The organism is Tenacibaculum aiptasiae (assembly GCF_965221665.1).
Taxonomy (GTDB): Bacteria; Bacteroidota; Bacteroidia; order Flavobacteriales; family Flavobacteriaceae; genus Polaribacter; species Polaribacter aiptasiae.
On the sequence record NZ_CBDCSN010000003.1, the window covers coordinates 299,189 to 320,142 of the forward strand.

At 28.7% G+C, this 20,954-nt stretch carries 22 protein-coding genes; 9 read left to right on the forward strand and 13 right to left on the reverse strand.

Features of this window, described 5'->3' with window-relative positions:
- Both ACOQN8_RS13085 and ACOQN8_RS13090 read left to right on the forward strand, forming a co-directional pair.
- Nucleotides 1-513 carry a DUF4442 domain-containing protein gene (locus tag ACOQN8_RS13085; protein ID WP_420553020.1) on the forward strand — a complete coding sequence of 171 codons (513 nt, stop codon included), beginning with the start codon at nt 1-3 and terminating at the stop codon, nt 511-513.
- The gene (locus ACOQN8_RS13090) at nt 476-2,104 is read left to right on the forward strand and encodes an ABC transporter substrate-binding protein (protein ID WP_420553777.1); all 1,629 of its coding nucleotides are present in this window, start codon (nt 476-478) and stop codon (nt 2,102-2,104) included. Before ACOQN8_RS13085 ends, ACOQN8_RS13090 begins: the two co-directional genes overlap by 38 nt.
- Before the next feature lie 70 nt (nt 2,105-2,174).
- Here the strand turns inward: ACOQN8_RS13090 and ACOQN8_RS13095 are convergent, their stop codons facing one another.
- From ACOQN8_RS13095 to ACOQN8_RS13140, 10 genes are all read right to left on the reverse strand, one after another.
- A complete protein-coding gene (locus tag ACOQN8_RS13095; protein ID WP_420553021.1) occupies nt 2,175-3,314 on the reverse strand; it encodes a geranylgeranyl reductase family protein in 1,140 nt (379 codons plus the stop codon).
- Nucleotides 3,315-3,377: 63 nt separating this feature from the next.
- Nucleotides 3,378-4,391 (reverse strand): endonuclease/exonuclease/phosphatase family protein, encoded by a 1,014-nt coding sequence (locus tag ACOQN8_RS13100; protein ID WP_420553022.1) that lies wholly within the window; start codon nt 4,389-4,391, stop codon nt 3,378-3,380.
- On the reverse strand, nt 4,392-5,258 hold the full coding sequence (locus ACOQN8_RS13105) for a rhomboid family intramembrane serine protease (protein ID WP_420553023.1): 867 nt from the start codon (nt 5,256-5,258) through the stop codon (nt 4,392-4,394). It lies immediately after the preceding gene.
- Nucleotides 5,259-6,476: a tetratricopeptide repeat protein gene (locus tag ACOQN8_RS13110; RefSeq protein WP_420553024.1), complete on the reverse strand. Its 1,218-nt coding sequence runs from the start codon at nt 6,474-6,476 to the stop codon at nt 5,259-5,261.
- Nucleotides 6,476-7,783, reverse strand: coding sequence for an AAA family ATPase (locus ACOQN8_RS13115; RefSeq protein ID WP_420553025.1), 1,308 nt, complete (start codon nt 7,781-7,783; stop codon nt 6,476-6,478). The genes ACOQN8_RS13110 and ACOQN8_RS13115 overlap by 1 nt, the downstream gene beginning before the upstream one ends.
- 7 nt (nt 7,784-7,790) lie before the next feature.
- Nucleotides 7,791-8,516: a rhomboid family intramembrane serine protease gene (locus ACOQN8_RS13120; protein ID WP_420553026.1), complete on the reverse strand. Its 726-nt coding sequence runs from the start codon at nt 8,514-8,516 to the stop codon at nt 7,791-7,793.
- A 5-nt stretch (nt 8,517-8,521) separates the two neighbouring features.
- Nucleotides 8,522-10,384, reverse strand: a complete 1,863-nt coding sequence (gene mutL / locus ACOQN8_RS13125; RefSeq protein ID WP_420553027.1) for a DNA mismatch repair endonuclease MutL — start codon at nt 10,382-10,384, stop codon at nt 8,522-8,524.
- A complete protein-coding gene (locus ACOQN8_RS13130; RefSeq protein ID WP_420553028.1) occupies nt 10,384-10,668 on the reverse strand; it encodes a riboflavin synthase subunit beta in 285 nt (94 codons plus the stop codon). Before ACOQN8_RS13130 ends, mutL begins: the two co-directional genes overlap by 1 nt.
- Nucleotides 10,669-10,848: 180 nt before the next feature.
- Nucleotides 10,849-11,355, reverse strand: coding sequence for a 6,7-dimethyl-8-ribityllumazine synthase (gene ribH / locus ACOQN8_RS13135; RefSeq protein ID WP_299120225.1), 507 nt, complete (start codon nt 11,353-11,355; stop codon nt 10,849-10,851).
- Nucleotides 11,355-12,140, reverse strand: coding sequence for a tetratricopeptide repeat protein (locus ACOQN8_RS13140; protein ID WP_420553029.1), 786 nt, complete (start codon nt 12,138-12,140; stop codon nt 11,355-11,357). Before ACOQN8_RS13140 ends, ribH begins: the two co-directional genes overlap by 1 nt.
- 116 nt (nt 12,141-12,256) lie before the next feature.
- Between ACOQN8_RS13140 and recF the strand changes: the two genes are divergently transcribed.
- Both recF and ACOQN8_RS13150 read left to right on the forward strand, forming a co-directional pair.
- Entirely contained in the window at nt 12,257-13,336 is a 1,080-nt protein-coding gene (recF, locus tag ACOQN8_RS13145; RefSeq protein ID WP_235273932.1) for a DNA replication/repair protein RecF, read from the forward strand.
- 68 nt (nt 13,337-13,404) lie between these two features.
- Nucleotides 13,405-13,701 (forward strand): DciA family protein, encoded by a 297-nt coding sequence (locus ACOQN8_RS13150; RefSeq protein WP_272148781.1) that lies wholly within the window; start codon nt 13,405-13,407, stop codon nt 13,699-13,701.
- Between the two features lie 31 nt (nt 13,702-13,732).
- On the opposite strand, the gene ACOQN8_RS13155 is transcribed toward ACOQN8_RS13150, so the two are convergent.
- Complete coding sequence (locus tag ACOQN8_RS13155; RefSeq protein ID WP_420553030.1) at nt 13,733-14,200, reverse strand: DUF1572 domain-containing protein; 468 nt, start codon at nt 14,198-14,200, stop codon at nt 13,733-13,735.
- A gap of 129 nt (nt 14,201-14,329) precedes the next feature.
- Nucleotides 14,330-14,749: a nucleoside-diphosphate kinase gene (locus ACOQN8_RS13160; protein ID WP_420553031.1), complete on the reverse strand. Its 420-nt coding sequence runs from the start codon at nt 14,747-14,749 to the stop codon at nt 14,330-14,332.
- A 108-nt stretch (nt 14,750-14,857) separates the two neighbouring features.
- Between ACOQN8_RS13160 and ACOQN8_RS13165 the strand changes: the two genes are divergently transcribed.
- From ACOQN8_RS13165 to ACOQN8_RS13185, 5 genes are all read left to right on the forward strand, one after another.
- Complete coding sequence (locus ACOQN8_RS13165; RefSeq protein WP_272148784.1) at nt 14,858-15,886, forward strand: DHH family phosphoesterase; 1,029 nt, start codon at nt 14,858-14,860, stop codon at nt 15,884-15,886.
- Nucleotides 15,876-16,409, forward strand: a complete 534-nt coding sequence (gene gldI / locus ACOQN8_RS13170) for a gliding motility-associated peptidyl-prolyl isomerase GldI (protein WP_420553032.1) — start codon at nt 15,876-15,878, stop codon at nt 16,407-16,409. The genes ACOQN8_RS13165 and gldI overlap by 11 nt, the downstream gene beginning before the upstream one ends.
- A gap of 3 nt (nt 16,410-16,412) precedes the next feature.
- The gene (locus ACOQN8_RS13175; RefSeq protein ID WP_420553033.1) at nt 16,413-17,147 is read left to right on the forward strand and encodes a BamJ family beta-barrel-assembly machinery protein; all 735 of its coding nucleotides are present in this window, start codon (nt 16,413-16,415) and stop codon (nt 17,145-17,147) included.
- A gap of 89 nt (nt 17,148-17,236) precedes the next feature.
- A complete protein-coding gene (locus tag ACOQN8_RS13180) occupies nt 17,237-18,283 on the forward strand; it encodes a peptidylprolyl isomerase (protein WP_420553034.1) in 1,047 nt (348 codons plus the stop codon).
- Nucleotides 18,284-18,285: 2 nt separating this feature from the next.
- A complete protein-coding gene (locus tag ACOQN8_RS13185; RefSeq protein ID WP_420553035.1) occupies nt 18,286-18,846 on the forward strand; it encodes a phosphatase PAP2 family protein in 561 nt (186 codons plus the stop codon).
- Here ACOQN8_RS13185 and ACOQN8_RS13190 read toward each other — a convergent pair.
- Nucleotides 18,843-20,843 (reverse strand): LTA synthase family protein, encoded by a 2,001-nt coding sequence (locus ACOQN8_RS13190; RefSeq protein WP_420553036.1) that lies wholly within the window; start codon nt 20,841-20,843, stop codon nt 18,843-18,845. The two genes, ACOQN8_RS13185 and ACOQN8_RS13190, sit on opposite strands and share 4 nt — an antisense overlap.
- Nucleotides 20,844-20,954: the final 111 nt, after the last annotated feature.

Sequence of the window (20,954 nt, forward strand, 5' to 3'; positions counted from 1 at the left end):
ATGTACGCAGCAATATCAAAAATTTTAAAAAAGTTTTTTAAGAAGAGTACCATATTCAAATATGGATTTAATATTTCTCCTATGTATCGTAGATCAACAGGAAAAGTATTAAGTGTGTCAGATGATTTATTAAGTGTACAAGTAAAAATACCTATAAGTTATAAAAATAGAAATTATGTAGGTTCTATTTTTGGAGGAAGTTTATTTTCAGCCACAGATCCAGTATTCATGGTACAATTGATTAATATTTTAGAAGATTCGTATGTGGTTTGGGATAAAAAAGCAGAAATAAAATTTAAGCGACCAGCCAAAGAAAATTCGTATGTAGATTTTACTTTTACTGAAGAAGAAATAGCAGAGATAAAAGAAAGAGTAAAAGAAGAAAAAGAAATAGATTTAATAAAAGAAATTAAAATAACTAATAAAGATGCTTCAACGGTTTATGCAGAAGTGTCTAAAACTATATACATTGCCGATAAAGACTATTATAAAAATAAAAGAAAGAAAAAATAACTTTCTTGTTTTAGGATTCTTTTTACTAGCTTTTTATGCTTGTTCAAAAAAAGAAAGTAAGTTTAGCGATCAACAAGTTTTTCGTTATAACGAACATTCCAATATTACATCATTAGATCCAGCTTTTGCTAAAGATCAACGAAATATTTGGGCGGTCAATCAATTGTATAATGGACTGGTTGAATTGGATGATAGTTTGCATGTAAAACCAGCAATTGCTAAGAGTTGGACAATTTCTGAAGATGGGAAAAACTACGAGTTTACCTTAAGAGATGATGTATATTTTCATAAGCATCAACTATTTGGTAAGGATTCTACGAGAACATTAAAAGCAAAAGATTTTGAATATTCATTTAATAGATTATTAGATAAAAATGTAGTTTCTCCAGGAGGCTGGGTATTGCAAAATGTTGAAAGTTTTCATGCAAAAAACGATTCTGTTTTTACCATAAATTTAAAACAGCCATTTCCACCATTTTTAGGTTTGTTAGCGATGAAATACTGTTCGGTAGTGCCAAAAGAAGCTGTTGAGTATTTTGGAAATAGGTTTAGAGCCAATCCAATAGGAACAGGACCATTTCAATTTAAATTATGGGTGGAAAATACCAAGTTGGTATTACGAAAAAATCCGTTGTATTTTGAAAAAGACACACAAGGAAAGCAATTACCGTATTTAGAAGCTGTAGCTGTTACCTTTTTACCAGATAAGCAAAGTGAGTTTTTACAGTTTATTCAAGGGAATATCGATTTTATGAAGAGTTTAGATGCTTCATATAAAGATGATATTTTAAACACAGATGGAACCTTGAAAGAGAAATATGCCGATAAAATAATCATGCAAACGGGTTCTTACTTAAATACAGAATATTTAGGAGTTTATTTAGATGGAGAAAAAAGTTTGCCAACTCAGTCTAAATTAATAAGACAAGCTATTAATTACGGGTTTGATAGAGAAAAAATGATTACCTATTTGAGAAATGGTATAGGAACACCTGCTACAAGTGGATTTATTCCTAAAGGATTACCATCGTTTAATAATCAAGAAGGATATTTATACCAACCACAAAAGGCAAAGGAATTGGTAGAAGAGTATAAAGCAATAAGTGGAAATAATACTCCACAAATTACCATAACAACTAATAGCAATTATTTAGATTTATGTGAGTTTATTCAAAGAGAGTTGCAAAAAATAGGTTTAGATACTAAGGTTGATGTAATTCCGCCTTCAACATTGCGTCAAGGAAAGGCAAGTGGTAAGTTGCCAATTTTTAGAGCAAGTTGGATAGCAGATTATCCAGATGCGGAAAATTATGTTTCGTTGTTTTATAGTAAAAATTTTACTCCAAACGGACCAAATTATACGCATTTTAAGAACGAGAAATTTGATGAGTTATATGAACAGTCTATTCAAGAGGTAAATATTGATAAACGCTATCAATTGTACCAAAAAATGGATAGTATTATTATAAAAGAAGCTCCAATTGTACCTTTGTATTATGACGAAGTGATTCGTTTTTCACAGAAAAATGTAAAAGGATTGGGGATTAATCCAATAGATTTATTGAACTTAAAAAAGGTAAGTAAGCAATAGAAAAAAGTTCAACAGTAGATTTTTAACCTGTTGAACTTTTTTATTAAATTTTAAAATAGAAGCTAGTTTATTAAAAAACTAAACTTTTAATTTTCTTCTTTATACTTGCTTTTACATCTTTAGGATAGTTTCTGTCTCCATGAAAAACATCAGCCATAGCTTCACTAAAGTGTTGTCCGTATTTAGATAACAATAAGTTTCGAATTGTTTTTTGCTCATAAAACCATTTAGCAAGCCATAAACCAGTTTTAATTTCTGGTAATAATGTATTCTCTAATTTCTCTTCATATAACTTACCAGCTAACTCAAGATTCTTATTAGTTTCAATAATAGCCTCAGCAGCTAACTTACCGCTATATATAGCATTTGAAATACCTTCAGCTGTAATTGGATCAGCAAAACCAGCAGCATCACCTATTAAGAATACATTGTTTTTTACAAAACCATCAGTACGAGGAGCTACAGGTATTTGAAAACCATGCTGAGATTCACTAACGATGTTGTTAATTCCTAAAGTCTGTAAATATTCTTTGTAAAACTTTTTTAAATTAATTTTAGTTCTTCTAGCAGAAGCTACACCTAGGGATAAGTGATTCTTCTTTGGAAAACTCCAAGCATATCCAAAAGGAATAGCATCAATATCAAAACGAACTTCTTTGGATAAACGTTCAAAATCTTCTTCCGATACTTCTACTTCATATTCTAAAGCAGGAATCAATTTACGTGTATCTTCTTTCCACCCGGCTAACTTAGCTGTAGGACTTAAAGCACCATCGGCTGCAATTACAAAATTTGCTGTTAAATTTCCTTGAGAAGTCTCAAGAGTAATCACATTATTATCAAAAGACAAGCCTTTTAGTTTGTGGTTTTCTAATAAAGTAGCACCAAATTCTTTTGCTTTTTTAGTAATTAAATTATCAAAAGAATCACGCATTACCATTGAAATGGTTGGCTTTTCTCTATGGGTTTTAAAATGAAGTTTTTTTCCTAAATAAACATCAACTATATGAAACTCTTTTTCTACTACTTCAGTAATATCAAAAGGTAAATCTTTTCTACCTCTATATACAAAACCACCTCCACAAGTTTTATAGCGAGGTAAAGTCTCTTTTTCAATAATAACTGTTGAAATGCCTTGTTTGGCTAAATGAAATGCTGTTGAAGCTCCCGACGGACCGCTACCAATTACTGCAACATCGTAATGATTCATAGAATTTATATTTGTTTATGGTATTGGTAAAAATACAGTTTTTATTAAACAAAACCATATAAATTACCAGTGTAAACGCGTCATAATAGGGTAGTGGTCAGATAGTTTTATATCGCTGTAAGTTTTATACTGATTTATAGTTGCAGCTTTATCAGTAAAAATAAAATCAATACGCATTGGATATATATAACGGAAAGATTTTCCGAGACCAATTCCAGAAGCGATAAAAGCATCTTTTTTGTTTTTAGAGAGTTTGTTGTAAACCCAAGAATAAGCAGTATTATTAAAATCACCACAAACAATTTTTTTCCCTTTCCAAGAATATTCGTGTTGTAAAATAAGCTCTGTTTGATCTACTTGTTTTTCAAAACCATTGGCTAAACGTTTAAATAAACGCTCTGAGTTTTTCTCACCAAAATTTTCTTTTTTAGGATTTATTTTTAGCGATTCTAAGTGTACATTATAAATACGTATTGTATCTTTTTTCTTAACTACATCAATAAAAATAGTATTATTGGCGCTATTTTTAAAGTTTAAAGAACCAGAGTTTACAATAGGGTATTTAGAATAAATAGCTAATCCAAACTGATTCGTTTTAGATTTTGTTTTAATGTATTTATATGGAAGTTTAATATCTAGTAATTCAGATTGATAAAACTCTTGCATTGCTATTACATCAGGACTCTCATTATTAATAAACTCGTAAATCTGTTGTTCGGTTGTAATATCATCTTCGTGTTTATAATGATTAAACAGGCGTACATTGTAACTCATTACTTTTAAATCATTATTTAAGATGATTTCTTTATTAGAAAACTTAATTAAAGGAGGAGAGGCAAACCATCCTATTAGCAGTATTAATAAGGATAATAAAGCATTTTTATGAAGTTTAAAAAGCCAGTATACAAAAAAGAAAAGATTAAGTATAACTAATAAAGGAACAAATAAACTAAACACTGCAACAGCAGGGATAGTTTTAGGAGATATAAAAGGAAGAGCATACGAGAATAACAAAACAGCCGCTAATACTGAATTGATAAAAAATAAAAGCTTATTTAAAATAGAGTATTTCTTCATTTATTTCTTTCCTTGTTTAAATAAAAATTCTTTTTCTTCTTTTGTTAAGGTATCATAACCAGACTTACTTATTTTATCAAGAATAGAATCTATCTCACGTTGATTATTTGTTTTGTTGCTTGAAAATCTAGAAGTAGAAGTTTTTTTGCCAGATTTATAAACTGTTTTTAAAGGTCTTTCTTTCTTCTTGAATATATTTCTAAAAGATTTAAAAATTTCTAATTCTTTGTTACTAGCGCTACTTACATATAAAAAACCAAAAATAGCACCACCAATATGGGCTAAGTGACCACCAGCATTTCCTGCAGGAATCTGAATAATGTCAATGGCAACCCAAATAAAAGCTAATATCCATAGTTTGACAAAGCCAATTAAAGGGAACTTTATTTCATAATTAGGCATATATGTTGCGATTCCTATAAAAATAGCAGAAATTCCTGCTGAAGCACCTAATAATACACTATTGTTTGCTACACTTTGAAGTCCAGGAAAAAAATTGTAACTACTGATAAAAACAATACCTCCGAAAACTGTACCTAAAAAGTAAAAATTAAGTAATTGTTTAGAGGTGAAATATTGTTTGAATAGGTTTCCTATAAAAAATAGGGCTATTAAGTTTAAAAGAATATGAAGAAATCTTGTATGCAGAAAACCATAAGTAACAATAGTCCAAGGTTTAGATAAAAACTCATCAAAATTTGAAGGTAAAGCAAACCATTCTATAAAGAAATTATTATTAGACTTAAATAAAAAACCAAAGGTATTACTTATAAAAACTAGTAAAAATACAGCTAGATTTACATAAATAAGTTGTTCAACTATACCAGCATTTTTAAATCGATATTTTAGGTTGTCTAATATGTTCATTTATTCTTTTTTAAAATTATAACCCCATGTGAAAACAGCCAACATGATAATTGGGACAAAAATAGAAATAGGGGTAATTAAATTTATAAAGCCCAATATAAAAATAAAAAAACCATACCAAAAAGCTAAACTTTTATAAAACTTAATTTCATTTTGAATTCCTATAGTAATTGGGATTAAGGAACAAAATGAAGAAACTGATATTAGTGAAAAATAGTGATTATTATTAAAAGAAATATTTAGAATACTAGCTATAATTGCTGTTAAAAAAATTATTAAAAAAGCACTACCAGAATTTAAATCATTTCTTTTTAATAAATTTTTTCCATAAGAATCAAATAATAAAATAGCATTGGAGATAGGAGTTATTAGCCAAGAACCTAATACAAAGGCTAAATATAAAAAAGCTAAAACAGGTAGAAGAAAAGTGAATCCAAGATTTTCTATAACTGAACTAGAAAAACGATAAATTAGATAAATTCCAATAATTAGCCCCCATTTAAATTTATCTCCTTTGTTTTGTATCCAAAAAGCATACTTTAGAAAATATCTATAAATAATATTTTTAGCTTTTAAAGATTCTATCATTCCTTCACGAGCGTAATCATCATTAGGGTTTATTTTTAAAGCTTCTTTAAAATGATCGTTAGCTTCAGAATAATTTCCGAGTTCTAATTTAGTCCATCCAGCATTTGCTTGAGTAAAATAATCTTCAGGGTTATCTGATAATGTATTTTTTAAAGTTGAAAAAGCTTCTTCTTTTTGCTTAAGTTTAGTTAAAGATTGAGTTCGTGTATTTAAACAAAATTTATTTTTGGCATCTATATTAAGTCCTTCATTAGAAGATGCTAAAGCTTCGTTGAATAGCTTTAAGTTAATTTGTATGATAGCTTTATAACCAAAATAATCAGCTTCATAAGGATTAAACTGAATAGCTTTAGTTATGTGATTTAGAGCATTTTGGTAGTTTTTTTTAGATAACGAAACTAACATTAATAAATAGTAAGATTCATCATTATCTGGAAAATCTGTTATAATTGAAGAAGATATTTTTTCAAAGGTTATAAAATCATCAATGTAATAATAACAAAGAGCTAAATAAAATTTTGAATAAAAATCATTTGGATTCAAGGACAAACTTTCATTGAAAACTTTTATAGCTTCAGGATATCTATTAAGATTGTATAATTGAATTCCTCTAGAAAAAAGTTGGTCCATTATTTTTTGATATTTAAATAAGATAATATATCATCATAGATGCCTGTTTCATTTGAATATAAAGCATAATTTTTAGCAGAACTAAACCATTCCTTTGTACTAGTTTTTTGCTTTTTAATAGCTTTAATCAAATTTTTCATTGTTAATGGCTCTAATTTGCCTGACCTTAAAGAAGATTGAAGTTTCTCCTCAATAGCAATATCTATACAAGCATTTATATCTGCCCCTGAGAATTCTTTAGAAAGATTAGCTAATTTATCATAGTCAATTTTTTCAATTGGTTTATCTTTAAGTGCTATTTCAAATATCTCTTTTCTTGCTAGGACATCTGGAGGAGTAACAAAAATAATTCTATCAAATCTTCCAGGTCTTCTAAAAGCAGAATCTATATACCATGGAGTATTTGTAGCTCCTAGTACTAAAATTCCTTCATTATTTGATTCAATACCATCCAATTCAGCTAAAAATTGATTAACAACAGTTCTGCTACCATTTTTGGATAAGTCATTTCTTTTTGCTCCTAACGCATCAATTTCATCAATAAAAACAACACAAGGTTTATTACTTCTTGCTAATTCAAATATTTCATGTAGATTTTTCTCACTGTTGCCAGTCCACATGTCCAGAATATCATTGATACCAATATTTATAAAAGTAGCATTTATTTCTCCAGCAGTAGCCCTGGCAATATGTGTTTTACCGCAACCAGGAGGGCCATATAATAAAATACCGCCTCCAATTTTTTTACCATATGCTTTGTATAGTTCTGGGTGTTGTATGGGCTGAATAATTTTTAATGAAATTTCATTCTTAATGTTTTCCATACCCCCAATATCTTTAAAAGTTATTTTGGGTGTTTCAAGAGAATCATCGTTAGTATTCAGTTGTTTTTCTTCAAATAAAGAAGATTTGTTTTTTAGCAAATTATCAAACTCACTATTATTATAATTAGGATTTATGTTTAGTATTGTTTTATATACTTCTTGTGCTGTACCAAGCTCATTTGATTTAATTAAGAGTTTACAGTGTAATTCAAGAATATCGATGTTATTGTCAAATTTATCGAGAATTTCTTCAAGAATAACTAATGAAGCATCATGTTTTCCTAAAGAAAAATATAGTTTAGCTAAGTTTAGTTTGGCATTAATATGAGTGTTATCTATTCTCAAAATTTTTAGATATTGTTCTTCTGCATTATCTAAATCAAATATAGCTTCATAACATTTTCCTAATCTTAGAATTAAAGGAATGTTATTAGGTGATAGTTTTAAAGCCTGCTCTAAATCTTTTATTAATTCGTTGTACATAAGCAATTTATTTTTTTTTGTTCCAATACCATGAAATTATAAAACCGATAAGAGCTCCTCCTACATGAGCAAATCTTCCAACATTATCATTAGGTAAACTAAATGTTCCCAAGAAAAAATCAGAAATAACTAATGAAATAACAAGAACTTTCAATGGAATTGGAATAGGTATTGGAAAGGTAAATATTTTTGAATTCGGGAAGTATACTGCGGCAGCAGCAAGAATTCCGAATAAAGCACCAGATGCACCCAATGCAACTGTATGATATATTGAGGTTATTTTGTTAAATTGATTTTGGGTAATGACTTGAGTTATTCTAATATCATTGGTTTTTCTAGCATCTAAAATATTTAAAATTTCAGCTTTATTTAATCCAGCATTTTGAAAAATCTCAAAAATACTATTGAATTGAAAATAATTTATAAATGTATGTATTAACCCTGCTCCAATTCCAGCTGATAAATACAAAAATAAAAATCGTTTAGAACCAAGAACTTGCTCAACTGAGCTACCAAATATCCATACCCCAAGCATGTTAAAAATGAGGTGTCCCCAGCTTCCATGCATAAAAATACTAGTAAGATATTGCCATATGCCAAATTTTGGATTTAATGGATAATGAAGATCAGTGATATTAGTTAAATCAATCTTTAATAATACTGGAGCAACAAACATTATAAAGTTTATTGTAATAATATGCTTAACTGTATCTGTTAATCTAGGAATCATCATATGATTTACTTATTAAAAATGGTGTCAATTTCATTTAAAGTCAATGTCTTAAATGTAGGTTTACCTAAAGGAGAGGTGTTAGGTTCTTTACATGAAAACAAATCGTTTACTAAATTTTCTTGTTCTTTAACTGATAAAATGGTTCCTGTTTTAATAGCCAATGATTTTGCAAAAGATTTAGCCATAACGTCAAAATGACTAAAACTAGTATCTGGAACTTCTAATTTTATATCATCTAATAATTGCTCTAAAATTAAGGTAATCTGACTTTCTGTTATAGAAGTCGGTATTCCAGCAATAACTACGCTATCTTTTGTGAATTCATCAAACATAAAACCAGCACTTTCTAAATCGGATTTAATAGACTGTAGCATTTCAATATCCGATGTAGAAAAAGAAATACTTACAGGGAATAATAATTGCTGACTACTTGCTTCTTTTACTGTAATGTTTTCTAAGAATTCTTCGTATAAAATACGTTGATGTGCTAAAGACTGATTGATTAAAACAACCCCCGATTTAATAGAACTCAACAAATATTTTCTTTGAATTTGAAAAGTCTTTCCTGTTTCAGTTTCTTGTTGTGATTCAAAAAGCTGTTCTTGCTTTGTAGGAGTTATCGGAGTTGTATCTGTATATAAAGCTTCCCAACTACCAGTATCTTTTTTAAAGTTAGATTGATAACTCATTGAACCACTTCCATTAGAAGGGCTGCTAGAAACACTTGGAGTAGACTTATAACTTGTTTCTGTTTTAAACGGATTAAAAGTTGGGTCTACTGTAATTGGTGGTATAGATGCAGTAGAAGTACTTTTTTTACTATAATCATATGGAGTGTCTAAAGTAGCATCTCTGTCAAAATCCAATACAGGACTCACATTATATTGTCCTAAACTATGTTTAACGGTAGCTCGTAAAATTGCATATAAAGCTTTTTCGTTGTCAAACTTAATTTCTGTTTTTGTTGGATGAATATTAATATCAATACTGTTAGCAGGTACTTCTAAGTATAAGAAATATGAAGGATGCGATCCGTGTTCTAATAAACCTTCAAAAGCGTTTACTACAGCATGATTTAAATAAGAACTTTTAATAAAACGATTGTTTACAAAAAAGAATTGTTCACCTCTTTTTTTCTTTGCAAATTCAGGTTTAGCAACAAATCCTTTGATGGTAATGATGTCCGTTTGTTCAGAAATAGGAACTAACTTTTCATTCATTTTATTTCCAAAAATAGCTACAATTCTCTTACGTAAGTTGCTCTTTTTTAAATGATATATTTCATTGTTGTTATGGTGTAATAAAAATGAAATATCAGGATGTGCTAAGGCTACCCTTTGAAATTCATCAACAATATGACGAGTTTCAATAGCATCAGATTTTAAAAAGTTTCTACGTGCTGGAATATTGTAAAATAAATTTTTAACAGCTAAACTCGTTCCTTTTGAAGTAGAAACAGCATCTTGAGAAGTTATTTTGCTTCCCTCAATTTTTATTTGTGTTCCTAATTCTTCATCTTCTTGTTTGGTTTTTAACTCTACATGAGCAATGGCAGCAATAGAAGCTAATGCCTCACCACGAAACCCTTTTGTATTTAAATTAAATAAATCTTGTGCATCTTTAATTTTAGAAGTAGCATGACGTTCAAAGCTTAAACGAGCATCGGTTGGACTCATTCCTTTCCCGTCATCAATTACTTGAATTAAAGTTTTTCCAGCATCTTTTAATAATAATTTAATAGAAGTTGCACCAGCATCGATAGAGTTTTCTATCAATTCTTTTACTACAGAAGCTGGACGTTGTACTACTTCACCTGCAGCAATTTGATTTGCAACATGATCGGGAAGTAATTGAATAATATCTGACATTAGTTGTTTTTTGATAAAAAGATTGAAAGATCAAAATCGATGATAAATAAAAATATCAATACTAAAATAATGATAATAATCACTATAGTTTTGTTTAAACCTCCATATTCTGAGTTTTTAAATTCGTCTAAAGCTTGATTAAATTTACCTTTTAAGCCTTTTCTTTTACCTACGGTAGATCGAAATTTATCAAATTTATGTTTTACTTCATATGGATTTCCATCACCTTTATAATAGCGAGGTTTGTATTCGAATTTTTTATTTTCTCTTTTAATAAATCCCATAAATAATGCTTCTTTAGAATATTTAGTGTAGCAAAAACCACACCAAATTAAGACGAAAATCAAAGTTACTGAATTAAAGAGAGGTGGTCAAAATTTATAGATAAATTAAAGTTAAAAAGAGCCAATACTTTTACTGTATTGGCTCTTCTTTGTATGGTAAGTTTTTAAAAGAAAGTGTTTTTAAAAACCTAAAGTATTTTGTTTTCTATCTAAATTTTTAATAGCTGCCATTTTAACAGCTGCTACAGCACATTCAATACCTTTGTTTCCAAGTTTTCCTCCAGAACGGTCTATAGATTGTTGTTTAGTATTGTCTGTTAAAACACAGAAAATTACAGGAACATCATATTTAATGTTTAAATCTACAATTCCTTGCGTAACACCATCACAAACAAAATCGAAATGTTTAGTTTCTCCTTGAATCACATTTCCAATAGCAATAATAGCATCGACTTTTTGAGTTTCAATCATTTTTTTACAACCGTAAACTAATTCGAAACTACCCGGTACATCCCAAGAAACAATATTTTCTTTGTCAGCTCCACAGTCTATTAAAGTTTCTATTGCACCTTTGTGCATGTTTCCTGTTATTTCAGGATTCCATTCTGAAACAACAATCCCAAATCGAAAAGATTTCGCATTTGGGATTGAAGCTTTATCGTAATAAGATAAATTTGTTGTTGCCATTATTGAGCGTATTTTGCGCTGTTAATATATTTTTCAATATCTCTACCTTGGTCAGAGTTAGCGTATCTTTCTTTAATGGTTGTATATAATTTTTCAGCTTTACTATACTCTTTTAATTCCATTGCAGTTTGTGCTGCTTTAAATAAGAATAAAGGAGATGTAAATTGGTTGTCTTTTTTATTAGCTGCTTTTTCGTAGTATTCTAAAGCATCTTTAGGTTGGTTAATATCAGCAAAAGCATCACCAATAGCACCTAAAGCAGTTGGTCCTAATAATTCGTCATCAGAACTAAAGTCACTTAAATACTCAATTGCTTTATCATATTTCTTCATTTTTAAATAAGAAATACCAGCATAATAGTTTGCTAAGTTTCCAGCTTTAGTACCGCTGTACATAGAAGCAATGTCAGTAAATCCATATTTACCATCAACACCTCCAACTAAAGATAAGTTGTATAAAGAATCAGCTTTAACACCTGCAGAAGTACTTGCTTTTTCAAATAAAGCTCTTGGATAAGCTAAGTTATTAGAAGCATCTCTTTCTGTAGGTTCAGCAATAAATTTATTGTAAGCTAAATAAACTAAGATTAAAGCTGCAACAGTTACCAATCCGTAAAATAATGGTTTGCTATTTTTTTCAATCCATTGTTCCGATTTATTCGCAGTTTCATCTAAAGTATTAAATACTTCTGCTGTAGTACTTTGCGATTCGTCAAAAACTTCTTCTACTTCTTGTACAACCTTTTCTTTCTTAGGTTTATAACCTCTTTTCTTGTATGTAGCCATAATTGCTTAAAAATTAGTGGCGACAAAAATAGTTTTTTTAATTGGATTTTAAAAGCCGATTTTTCGTAAAATTTTCAATAATTTGCGCTTTCTTTTCCGATAATAACAATCATTACATGTATTTGCAAAAAATATCTTTAGTAAATTTTAAGAATATTGAAACTCAAACTTTTGATTTTCAAAAGAAAATAAATTGTTTTGTAGGTAATAATGGTATTGGAAAAACCAATGTTTTAGATGCAATTTACTATCTCTCATTTGCAAAAAGTTACTTCAATTCTATCGCTGGCCAGAATATTAGGCATGGTCAAGACTTTTTTATGATTGAAGGAGATTATATGTTGAATGATAGAAACGAAAAAATAATTTGCTCTTTAAAAAGAGGGCAAAAAAAAGTATTAAAACGTAACGGAAAAGCATACGATAAGTTTTCTGAACATATTGGTCAATTGCCGTTGGTTATTATTTCTCCGGCTGATAGAGATTTAATTGTAGAAGGTAGTGATACACGTAGAAAATTTATAGACGGTGTAATTTCTCAGCAAGATAAAAAATACTTACAAACTTTAATTTCATACAATAAAACTATAAGTCAGCGAAATGCTTTACTAAAATATTTTGCAGCAAATAGAACCTTTGATGCTTTAAATTTAAAGGTGTATGATGAGCAATTAGTTGAGTATGGTAGCGTTATATATTCTAAGAGAAAAGCTTTTTTAGAAGAATTTGTTCCTATTTTTAATGAAAAACATAAAGTTATTTCAGGAGCCAAAGAAGAAGTGAATTTACGTTACAAAAGCCAGTTGCATGATGTAAGTTTGTCTGATTTGCTTGTTCAGAGTTTAGAGAAAGATAGAATGTTACAGTATACTTCAACGGGAATTCATAAAGACGATTTAAATTTTGAGATAGGAGATCATCCAATTAAAAAGTTTGGTTCTCAAGGACAACAGAAATCATATTTAATAGCGTTAAAATTGGCACAGTTTGAGTTTATTAAAAAGCAATCTAATGTTACACCAATTTTATTGTTAGATGATATTTTCGATAAGTTAGATGAGAATAGGGTAGCGCATATTGTGGGATTGGTAAATAACGATGAATTTGGACAAATATTTATTACCGATACGCATTTTGAACGTACAGAGAATGTGATTAAACAAAGTAATCAAGAATATCAGATTTTTAAATTATAATAAGAAAGTTAAGGAAATAACTTTTATATTAATATTTAATCTAAAATACAAAATAACAGAAGGGTAAAATGACAAAGAGAGAGAGCGATAGCTTTTCAATAAAAGATTTATTAGGTACTTACATTAAAGATAGCAAGTTGAACAAAGGATTTCAAAAAATTCATATTGAAGAAGCTTGGGAAAAATTAATGGGAGCTGGTGTTGCTTCTTATACAACTGAAGTTAAATTGCAAAATGGAACCTTAGTTGTTTGTTTATCATCTTCTGTATTGCGAGAAGAGTTAAGTTACGGAAAGGAGAAAATTGTACGTATGATTAATGAAGAAATGGGAGAGGAGTTAGTTAAAAAACTAATGTTAGTTTAGTTTTATGAATTAGAAGGTGTTAATTGAAGATTTATTTAATTAACATTTTTTTGATTAAGATTATTTGACCAAAATGATAGTAACTATGCTCAATAATTACATTTATATTTCTATGAATAGTTCCGTACTTAGGAGAAAAAAAGACTTTGTCTAGTTCATTATTAGTCAATTTTTCAACTTTTGTAGCAAACCTCTCAGCATTATTACAAAAAGTATCAATTCTATTTTTCCAATCCTTTTTATTATTTATAGGAGGAGAATTGAAGCTGTATTTGTCTCTAATTTCAAGTTTTCCAGTTTCGATGGCTTCTAAGACACCAGCGATATAATAATCTATATGAAATACTAAATCGGCAATAGTGTTTAGATTATTCACTTTTTGAGTAGCAATTTTCCAATCTAAATCAATAATTTGATTTTTAATGTTGGTACCTGTAACCCAATTACCACTGACTAATATTTCTCTTAACCTTATAGATAATTCTTCTCCAAGTTTCATTTTTAATTTTATAAATTATAGGTAAACCAATTTAGAATGAAGTAAATTAAGAATCAAATTAAATAATTAAAATAAAAAACTCGTTACGAGAAGTAACGAGTTTTAATATATTTAAAAGAATTTTCTTTCTTAGAACATTTCTCTACCAGAAAAATGGAAAGCACCTTCGATAGCTGCATTTTCATCAGAATCAGAACCGTGTACTGCATTTTCTCCAATAGAAGTAGCAAACATTTTACGGATAGTTCCTTCAGCTGCTTCAGCAGGGTTTGTAGCTCCAATTAAAGTTCTGAAGTCCTCAACTGCATTATCTTTTTCTAAGATAGCAGAGATAATTGGACCACGAGTCATAAACTCAACTAATTCACCGAAGAATGGACGCTCGCAGTGAATAGCATAAAAAGTTTCAGCATCACGCTTAGTCATTTGAGTTTTTTTCATTGCTACGATTCTAAAACCAGCAGCGTTAATTTTTTCTAAAATTGCACCAGTATGTCCGTTTTCAACAGCATCTGGTTTAATCATTGTAAAAGTTCTATTTGTTGCCATTATTATAAGTTTCTATAAATAAAGTAAATAAAATTTGTAAGTGCGAGCTTCGCACAAATCGGCGCGAAATTACATAATTTTTTTAATTTAATTGTATCTTCGCCACTTATGATTTTAAAACACTTTAAAGAACTACAAGAATTTTTATCAGAACCTAAAAATATTGTGATAATAGGTCATAGAAATCCAGATGGAGATGCAATAGGGTCTACTTTAGGATTGAAGCATTATTTTGATAAAAAAGGACATACAACGCAAGTATTAATGCCTAATGAATATCCAGACTTTTTACACTGGATTCCAGGTTCAGAAACTGTAAAACGTTTCGATCGTCAAAATACTCAAAGTGTAAAGGCTTTAGGAAAGTCAGAAATTATATTTTTACTAGATTTTAATGCATTGCATAGAGTAGGTGATGATATGAAGAATACTTTAGAAAAGTATGAAAATAACTTTGCATTAATAGATCATCATCAACAACCAGATGATTTTGAATATATGTATTCAGACACAACAATGTCATCAACCTGTCAAATGGTATATAATTTTATAGAGATGATGGGAGATGTTGATATGATAGATAAGAATATTGCAACTTGTTTGTATACAGGAATAATGACAGATACTGGTTCCTTCCGATTTAGATCTACTACTAGTACTACGCATCGTATTATAGCTGATTTGATTGATAAAGGTGCTGAAAATGATAAAATCCATAGCAATGTTCACGATGCAAATTCGTATAATAGATTATTATTATTAGGTCAGGCATTGAGTAATATGAAAGTATTGCCAGAATATAAAACGGCTTTTATAACTCTATCAGAGGAAGAAAAGAAACGTTTTAGTTATGAAAAAGGAGATACCGAAGGAGTTGTAAATTATGCTTTATCTTTGAAAGGAATTGTATTTGCTGCTATTTTTATTGAAGATAAAGAACAGGGAATTATAAAAATGTCACTTCGAAGTAAAGGAAAGTTTTCAGTAAATCAATTTGCAAGGAATTACTTTAATGGAGGAGGGCATGATAATGCAGCTGGAGGTAAGAGCCTAGAATCTATGGAAGATACTATTTCTAAGTTTACGGCGTTGTTACCTAAATATAAAAACGAATTAGAAACATCTTATGAAATTTAAAGCAATTTTTTTCCTTTTATTGACTTTAGCAATAGTTTCATGTAAGAATACTGAAGCAAGAAGACCAAAAAAGCAAGGGACAGAAAACTTTTATAAAGAGGTTATCGAAAAGAATAAAAAGTTAAATGCTTTAGAAAAAAAGTATCTTGAAAATTGGATTTCACAAGATACACTTACAAAGTATGAGATATCTCCTCAAGGATTTTGGTATACTTATAAGAAGAAAGATTCAATAAGTACAGTAACACCAGTTTTAGAAGATTTGGTTTTACTATCGTATGATGTAACCGATTTAAACGGTAATACGATATATGAAAAAGAAGAAAAAAATTATAAGGTAGATAAAGAAGATTTTATTCCTGCATTACAAGAAGGAATAAAGTTGATGAAGAAAGGAGAAACTATTACATTTGTGATTCCATCATATAGTGCTTTTGGAGTTACAGGAGATGGAAATAAGATTGCTGTTAACCAGCCAATCATAAGTACAGTAACATTAATCGAAATAAAATCAAATAAATAAAAAATGAAATTAACCAAAATTTTAGCAGTTACAGTTATAGGTTTATCAATTGTTTCTTGTAATAATACTAACAATAGTCAGTTTAAAACTAGTAAATCTTTAGCAAATGAAGTAGATTCAGTAAGTTATGCTATTGGATTAGATATGGCTAGTAAGATTAAAATGAATTTTGAAGATATGAATCAAGATTTGTTTGTACAAGGATTTAAAAATGGGATGGATTCTACTAATCTTTTAATTGAAGCAAAAAGTGTAAGCCCAATCTTAAGAACATTTTTTCAAAGAGTTCAACAAGAAAAAATGATTAAGCAACAACAAGAGTTAGCTAAAAAAGCTGAAATAGAGTTCGGTGATTATAAAAAAGAAGGTGAAAAGTTTATTGCTGAAAATAAAACAAAAGAAGGTGTAAAAACTACAGAAAGTGGTTTACAGTATATTGTTTTAAAAGAAGGAAAAGGAGAATCGCCTAAATTAAGTTCAAGAGTAAAAGTACACTACCATGGAACATTAGCTGATGGAACTGTATTTGATAGTTCTGTAGATAGAGGTCAACCAAGTGAGTTCGGAGTAGGTCAAGTAATTAAAGGATGGACTGAAGGTTTACAGTTAATGAAGCCTGGAGCTAAGTATAAGTTCTTTATACCTCAAGAATTGGCGTATGGAGCTCAACAAAGAGGTGCTAAAATAAAGCCTTTTTCTCCATTAGTTTTTGAAGTAGAGTTACTTGAAGTTAACTAATAAAAAATATAAATAAATGAAAATCAATTAGGTTAGTAGGTGATGCTAACCTAATTGATTGTTTATAAGAGAAACTTAAATTAAAATAAATGAAGTTATTTAAAATTTTAATAGTAGCTGTTTTATTGTTTTCAGCATGTAAGTCAGTAAAATATCCTGATTTAGAAAATGGATTGTATGCCGATATCCAAACAAATCGTGGAGATATTTTAGTAAAGTTACACGAGAAGGAAGTTCCAATGACAGTAGCAAATTTTGTTTCGTTGGCTGAAGGAAGTAACCCAAAAATGACAGATTCATTAAAGGGAAAACCATACTATGATGGAACTAAATTTCATAGAGTAATTAAAGATTTTATGATTCAAGGTGGTGATATTACTGGAACTGGAGCAGGAAATGCAGGGTATAAATTTGATGATGAATTCCCTTTGGATCAAGATGCTAAGTTAATATTTAAGCATGATGGTCCTGGAGTATTATCTATGGCTAATTCTGGACCAGCTTCTAATTCAAGTCAGTTTTTTATAACGCATAAAGAAACACCTTGGTTAAATGGTAAGCATACAGTGTTTGGAATAGTAAAGATTGGACAAAATATTGTAGATACCATTAAACAAAATGATTATATCAGTAAAGTTGAAATTATAAGAGTAGGAAAAGAAGCTAAGAAGTTTGATGCGCCTGTTGTTTTTGAAAGAGAAATAGCAAACATAGATATTAGGAAGGAAGAAAGAAGAAAAGCTTTAGAAGAAAAGAAAAGAAAGTTTTTAGAAGAAAAAGGTTTTTTTAAATCTAAAACTACTGATTCTGGACTTAAAATTTTAGAATTACAAAAAGGAAATGGAAAGAAGGTTAATCCAGCAATTCCAACTACAGTACATTATACATTGTATTTACAAAATGGAAAAAAAATAGATTCTAGTTTAGATAAAGGAAATCCGTTTACTTTTACAATAGATGATCCAAATTTACCATTAATTGCAGGATGGAAAGAAGGTGTGAAAGGGATGAAAGAAGGAGATAAGAAAAGGTTATTTATACCTTATTATTTAGGCTATGGAGAAAGGAGTTTAGGACCTATTCCTTCAAAATCTGATTTAATTTTTGAAATAGAAGTATTAAAAGTAGGTAAATAGTTTTGTTAGATAATATTATTCAAAAAGATAAAGAACTCCTAATTTTTTTAAATAGTTTAGGAAGTGAACAATGGGATGGATTTTGGTTATTTATTACCAATCAATTTTCTTGGATTCCTTTATTTATTGTTATACTTTTTTTAGTATTTAAATACTTGGGATTGAAGAAAGGGCTTTTTACTGTTGTATTTATAGCGTTATTAGTTACTTTTTCTGATCAAATAACCAATGTAATTAGAGGTGTTTTTGAAAGGTTAAGACCTAATAATGATCCTGAGATTAAAGATATGTTGAGAACATTAATAAGTCCTCAAAGTTATAGCTTTACATCTGGTCATGCTACCACATCAACTGTAGTTACAGTTTTTATAATTATGCTATTAAAGGAATATACAGGTTACATTAAGTATTTAGTTTTATTTCCTTTAATTTTTGCTTATAGTAGACTGTATTTAGGAGTACATTTTCCTACAGATATATTATGTGGTTTTATAAATGGTACAATAATAGGTTTATTATCATACCATTTATATCAATTTTTAAATAGAAAAATTTTCAATTAATCTTTTTTGTTATTGTAGTACAAGTATTTTGTACTATGGTAAACAGCATTCGTTAAACTATCCATTTTTTGCAACAAATTTGGATAGTTTTTTTTGATATCTACTTTAGTATTACTCTTATCATTCATATTGTATAAGTGATTGTAATCACTTAAAACAGCTTTAGAGTATAGAAGAGAATCTTTTAACACAGTTATGGCTGGTTCTCCTTTAATTTTTTGGTATAGAAAAGCAAAATTGGCACTACTATTTTTATTCAAAGCATCGCTACCCAAAGTATAATTAGTATAATCAATATTAGCTAAACCAGCAGCAGTAGGTAATAAATCAATTAAGTTAGTGTATTTTTTAATTGTTGTAGGCTTGACATATTTAGGCGCATGTATAAAAAATGGTACATTATGTAAGTTTAATTGATAATCATATAAATCTTTAAACTCATTAACATAACTCATAGAAGTATTATGGTCACCAAAAAATAGAAAAATAGTATTGTCATAATATCCGGATTCTTTTGCACGTTTTAAGAATCTATCTACATTAAAATCTAAATAACGTAATGCGTTTAAACGCTTAATTCCATCAAAACCAGCTTTTTTTAGTAAAGATGGATCTATTTCATTTTCTTTTAACGGTTTATAGCTTTCTTGTTCATCAGGAACTGTAAAAGGCATATGATTTGTAGCGGTTTGAATATAAGCTATAAAAGGTTTGTTTTCTTGATGTAATTCTCTAAGTTCAATATCTGATTCTTTAAAAAGCTCATAATCGTCAATTCCCCAAACATCAGCTCTTTTTTCTGTTCTAAAACTACCTTCTTCAAAAATCTTTAAACCATTTATATTCGATTGAAAAACTCCTCTAATATTTGCCCAGTTAGCGCTACCACCTAAAAAATATAGCTTTTCGTAGTCTTTAAATTGGTCAAAAATGATTCTTTGATTAATTATTCTTGGGTTTCTAGAGGCTGTCCTAATTCCATCTATATCAGGTAAACCAGTAATACTAGCAAATACACTAGCTGCTGTCCCTGATTTATGAATGTAAAAATTAGAAAAACTAACACTTTTGTTTATTAGACTATCCATTTTAGGAGTTGTGTTTATTGGATTCCCATAATAACTCATTGGCACAACACCTAGAGATTCTAACATAACAATTACTATATTAGGTTTACCGATGACAGTATCTTTTTTAGTGTTTATTCTTTTAAATGATAATTCTTTTTTAGGTAAGCTTAATTCTTTAGCTATTGAAGGGTAGTATTTTTTTGCTTTTTCAATATCAAAACCTTCGTTTCTAAACTTAAAACTATCGAAAAAATATAAAACTGGATTTAAAGCAAACTGATTTACAGCAGTATTTTTTGAAAAGAAAGCTTGGCTCCAACGTAAAGGATAATGTGTAAAGCTATTATAAATTCCAAAGGCAAGTAATAAAAAAGGGACAACAATGAAAAAGGCTTTTTTCTTTTTAGAACTAACCTCATCATTGGTTTTAAACATATTGTATATCCAGTTAGAGAATTTATATAGTATATAAGTAAGTATAAAAAAAGCAAATAATCCCTTAAATACAGGATAGCTTTCAAAAAGAACTTGTGTTGATATTTTTAAATTACTTAAAAATCGTAATGAAGCAGCGTCTAAACGAATGTTTAAATAATCGTAATACCCAAAATCAAATAAATGAAATAAAGTAATAATTAAGTAAGTAGTTACTATATAAATGTTACTAAAAACTTTATAAAATCGATGTTTGAAAAAACGATAATTTACAATGAAAAGTAATATTGCTAAAGGTAGAAAACTGATTGAAGCTAATTTAATATCAAATCGCAATCCTAATGAAAATGCTTTATATATTTCTGAAGTATCAGCTTTACTTAAATCTGTAAAAAAATAAAAAAAGATTACTCTAAAAGTAAAGATGTATAAAAGTAAAAAAAAAGTATTTGTGAAAAGGAACTTAATGTAATTCGGAATTCTTTTTAGCATTCTTATATTAATTTATAAACGACAAAGATATTTAAATTTAAAAGCACTTATCATAGTTATTTTAGAATAAATACTTTATGGTCAAAAAAAAAGAACTCTTAAAATCAGAAT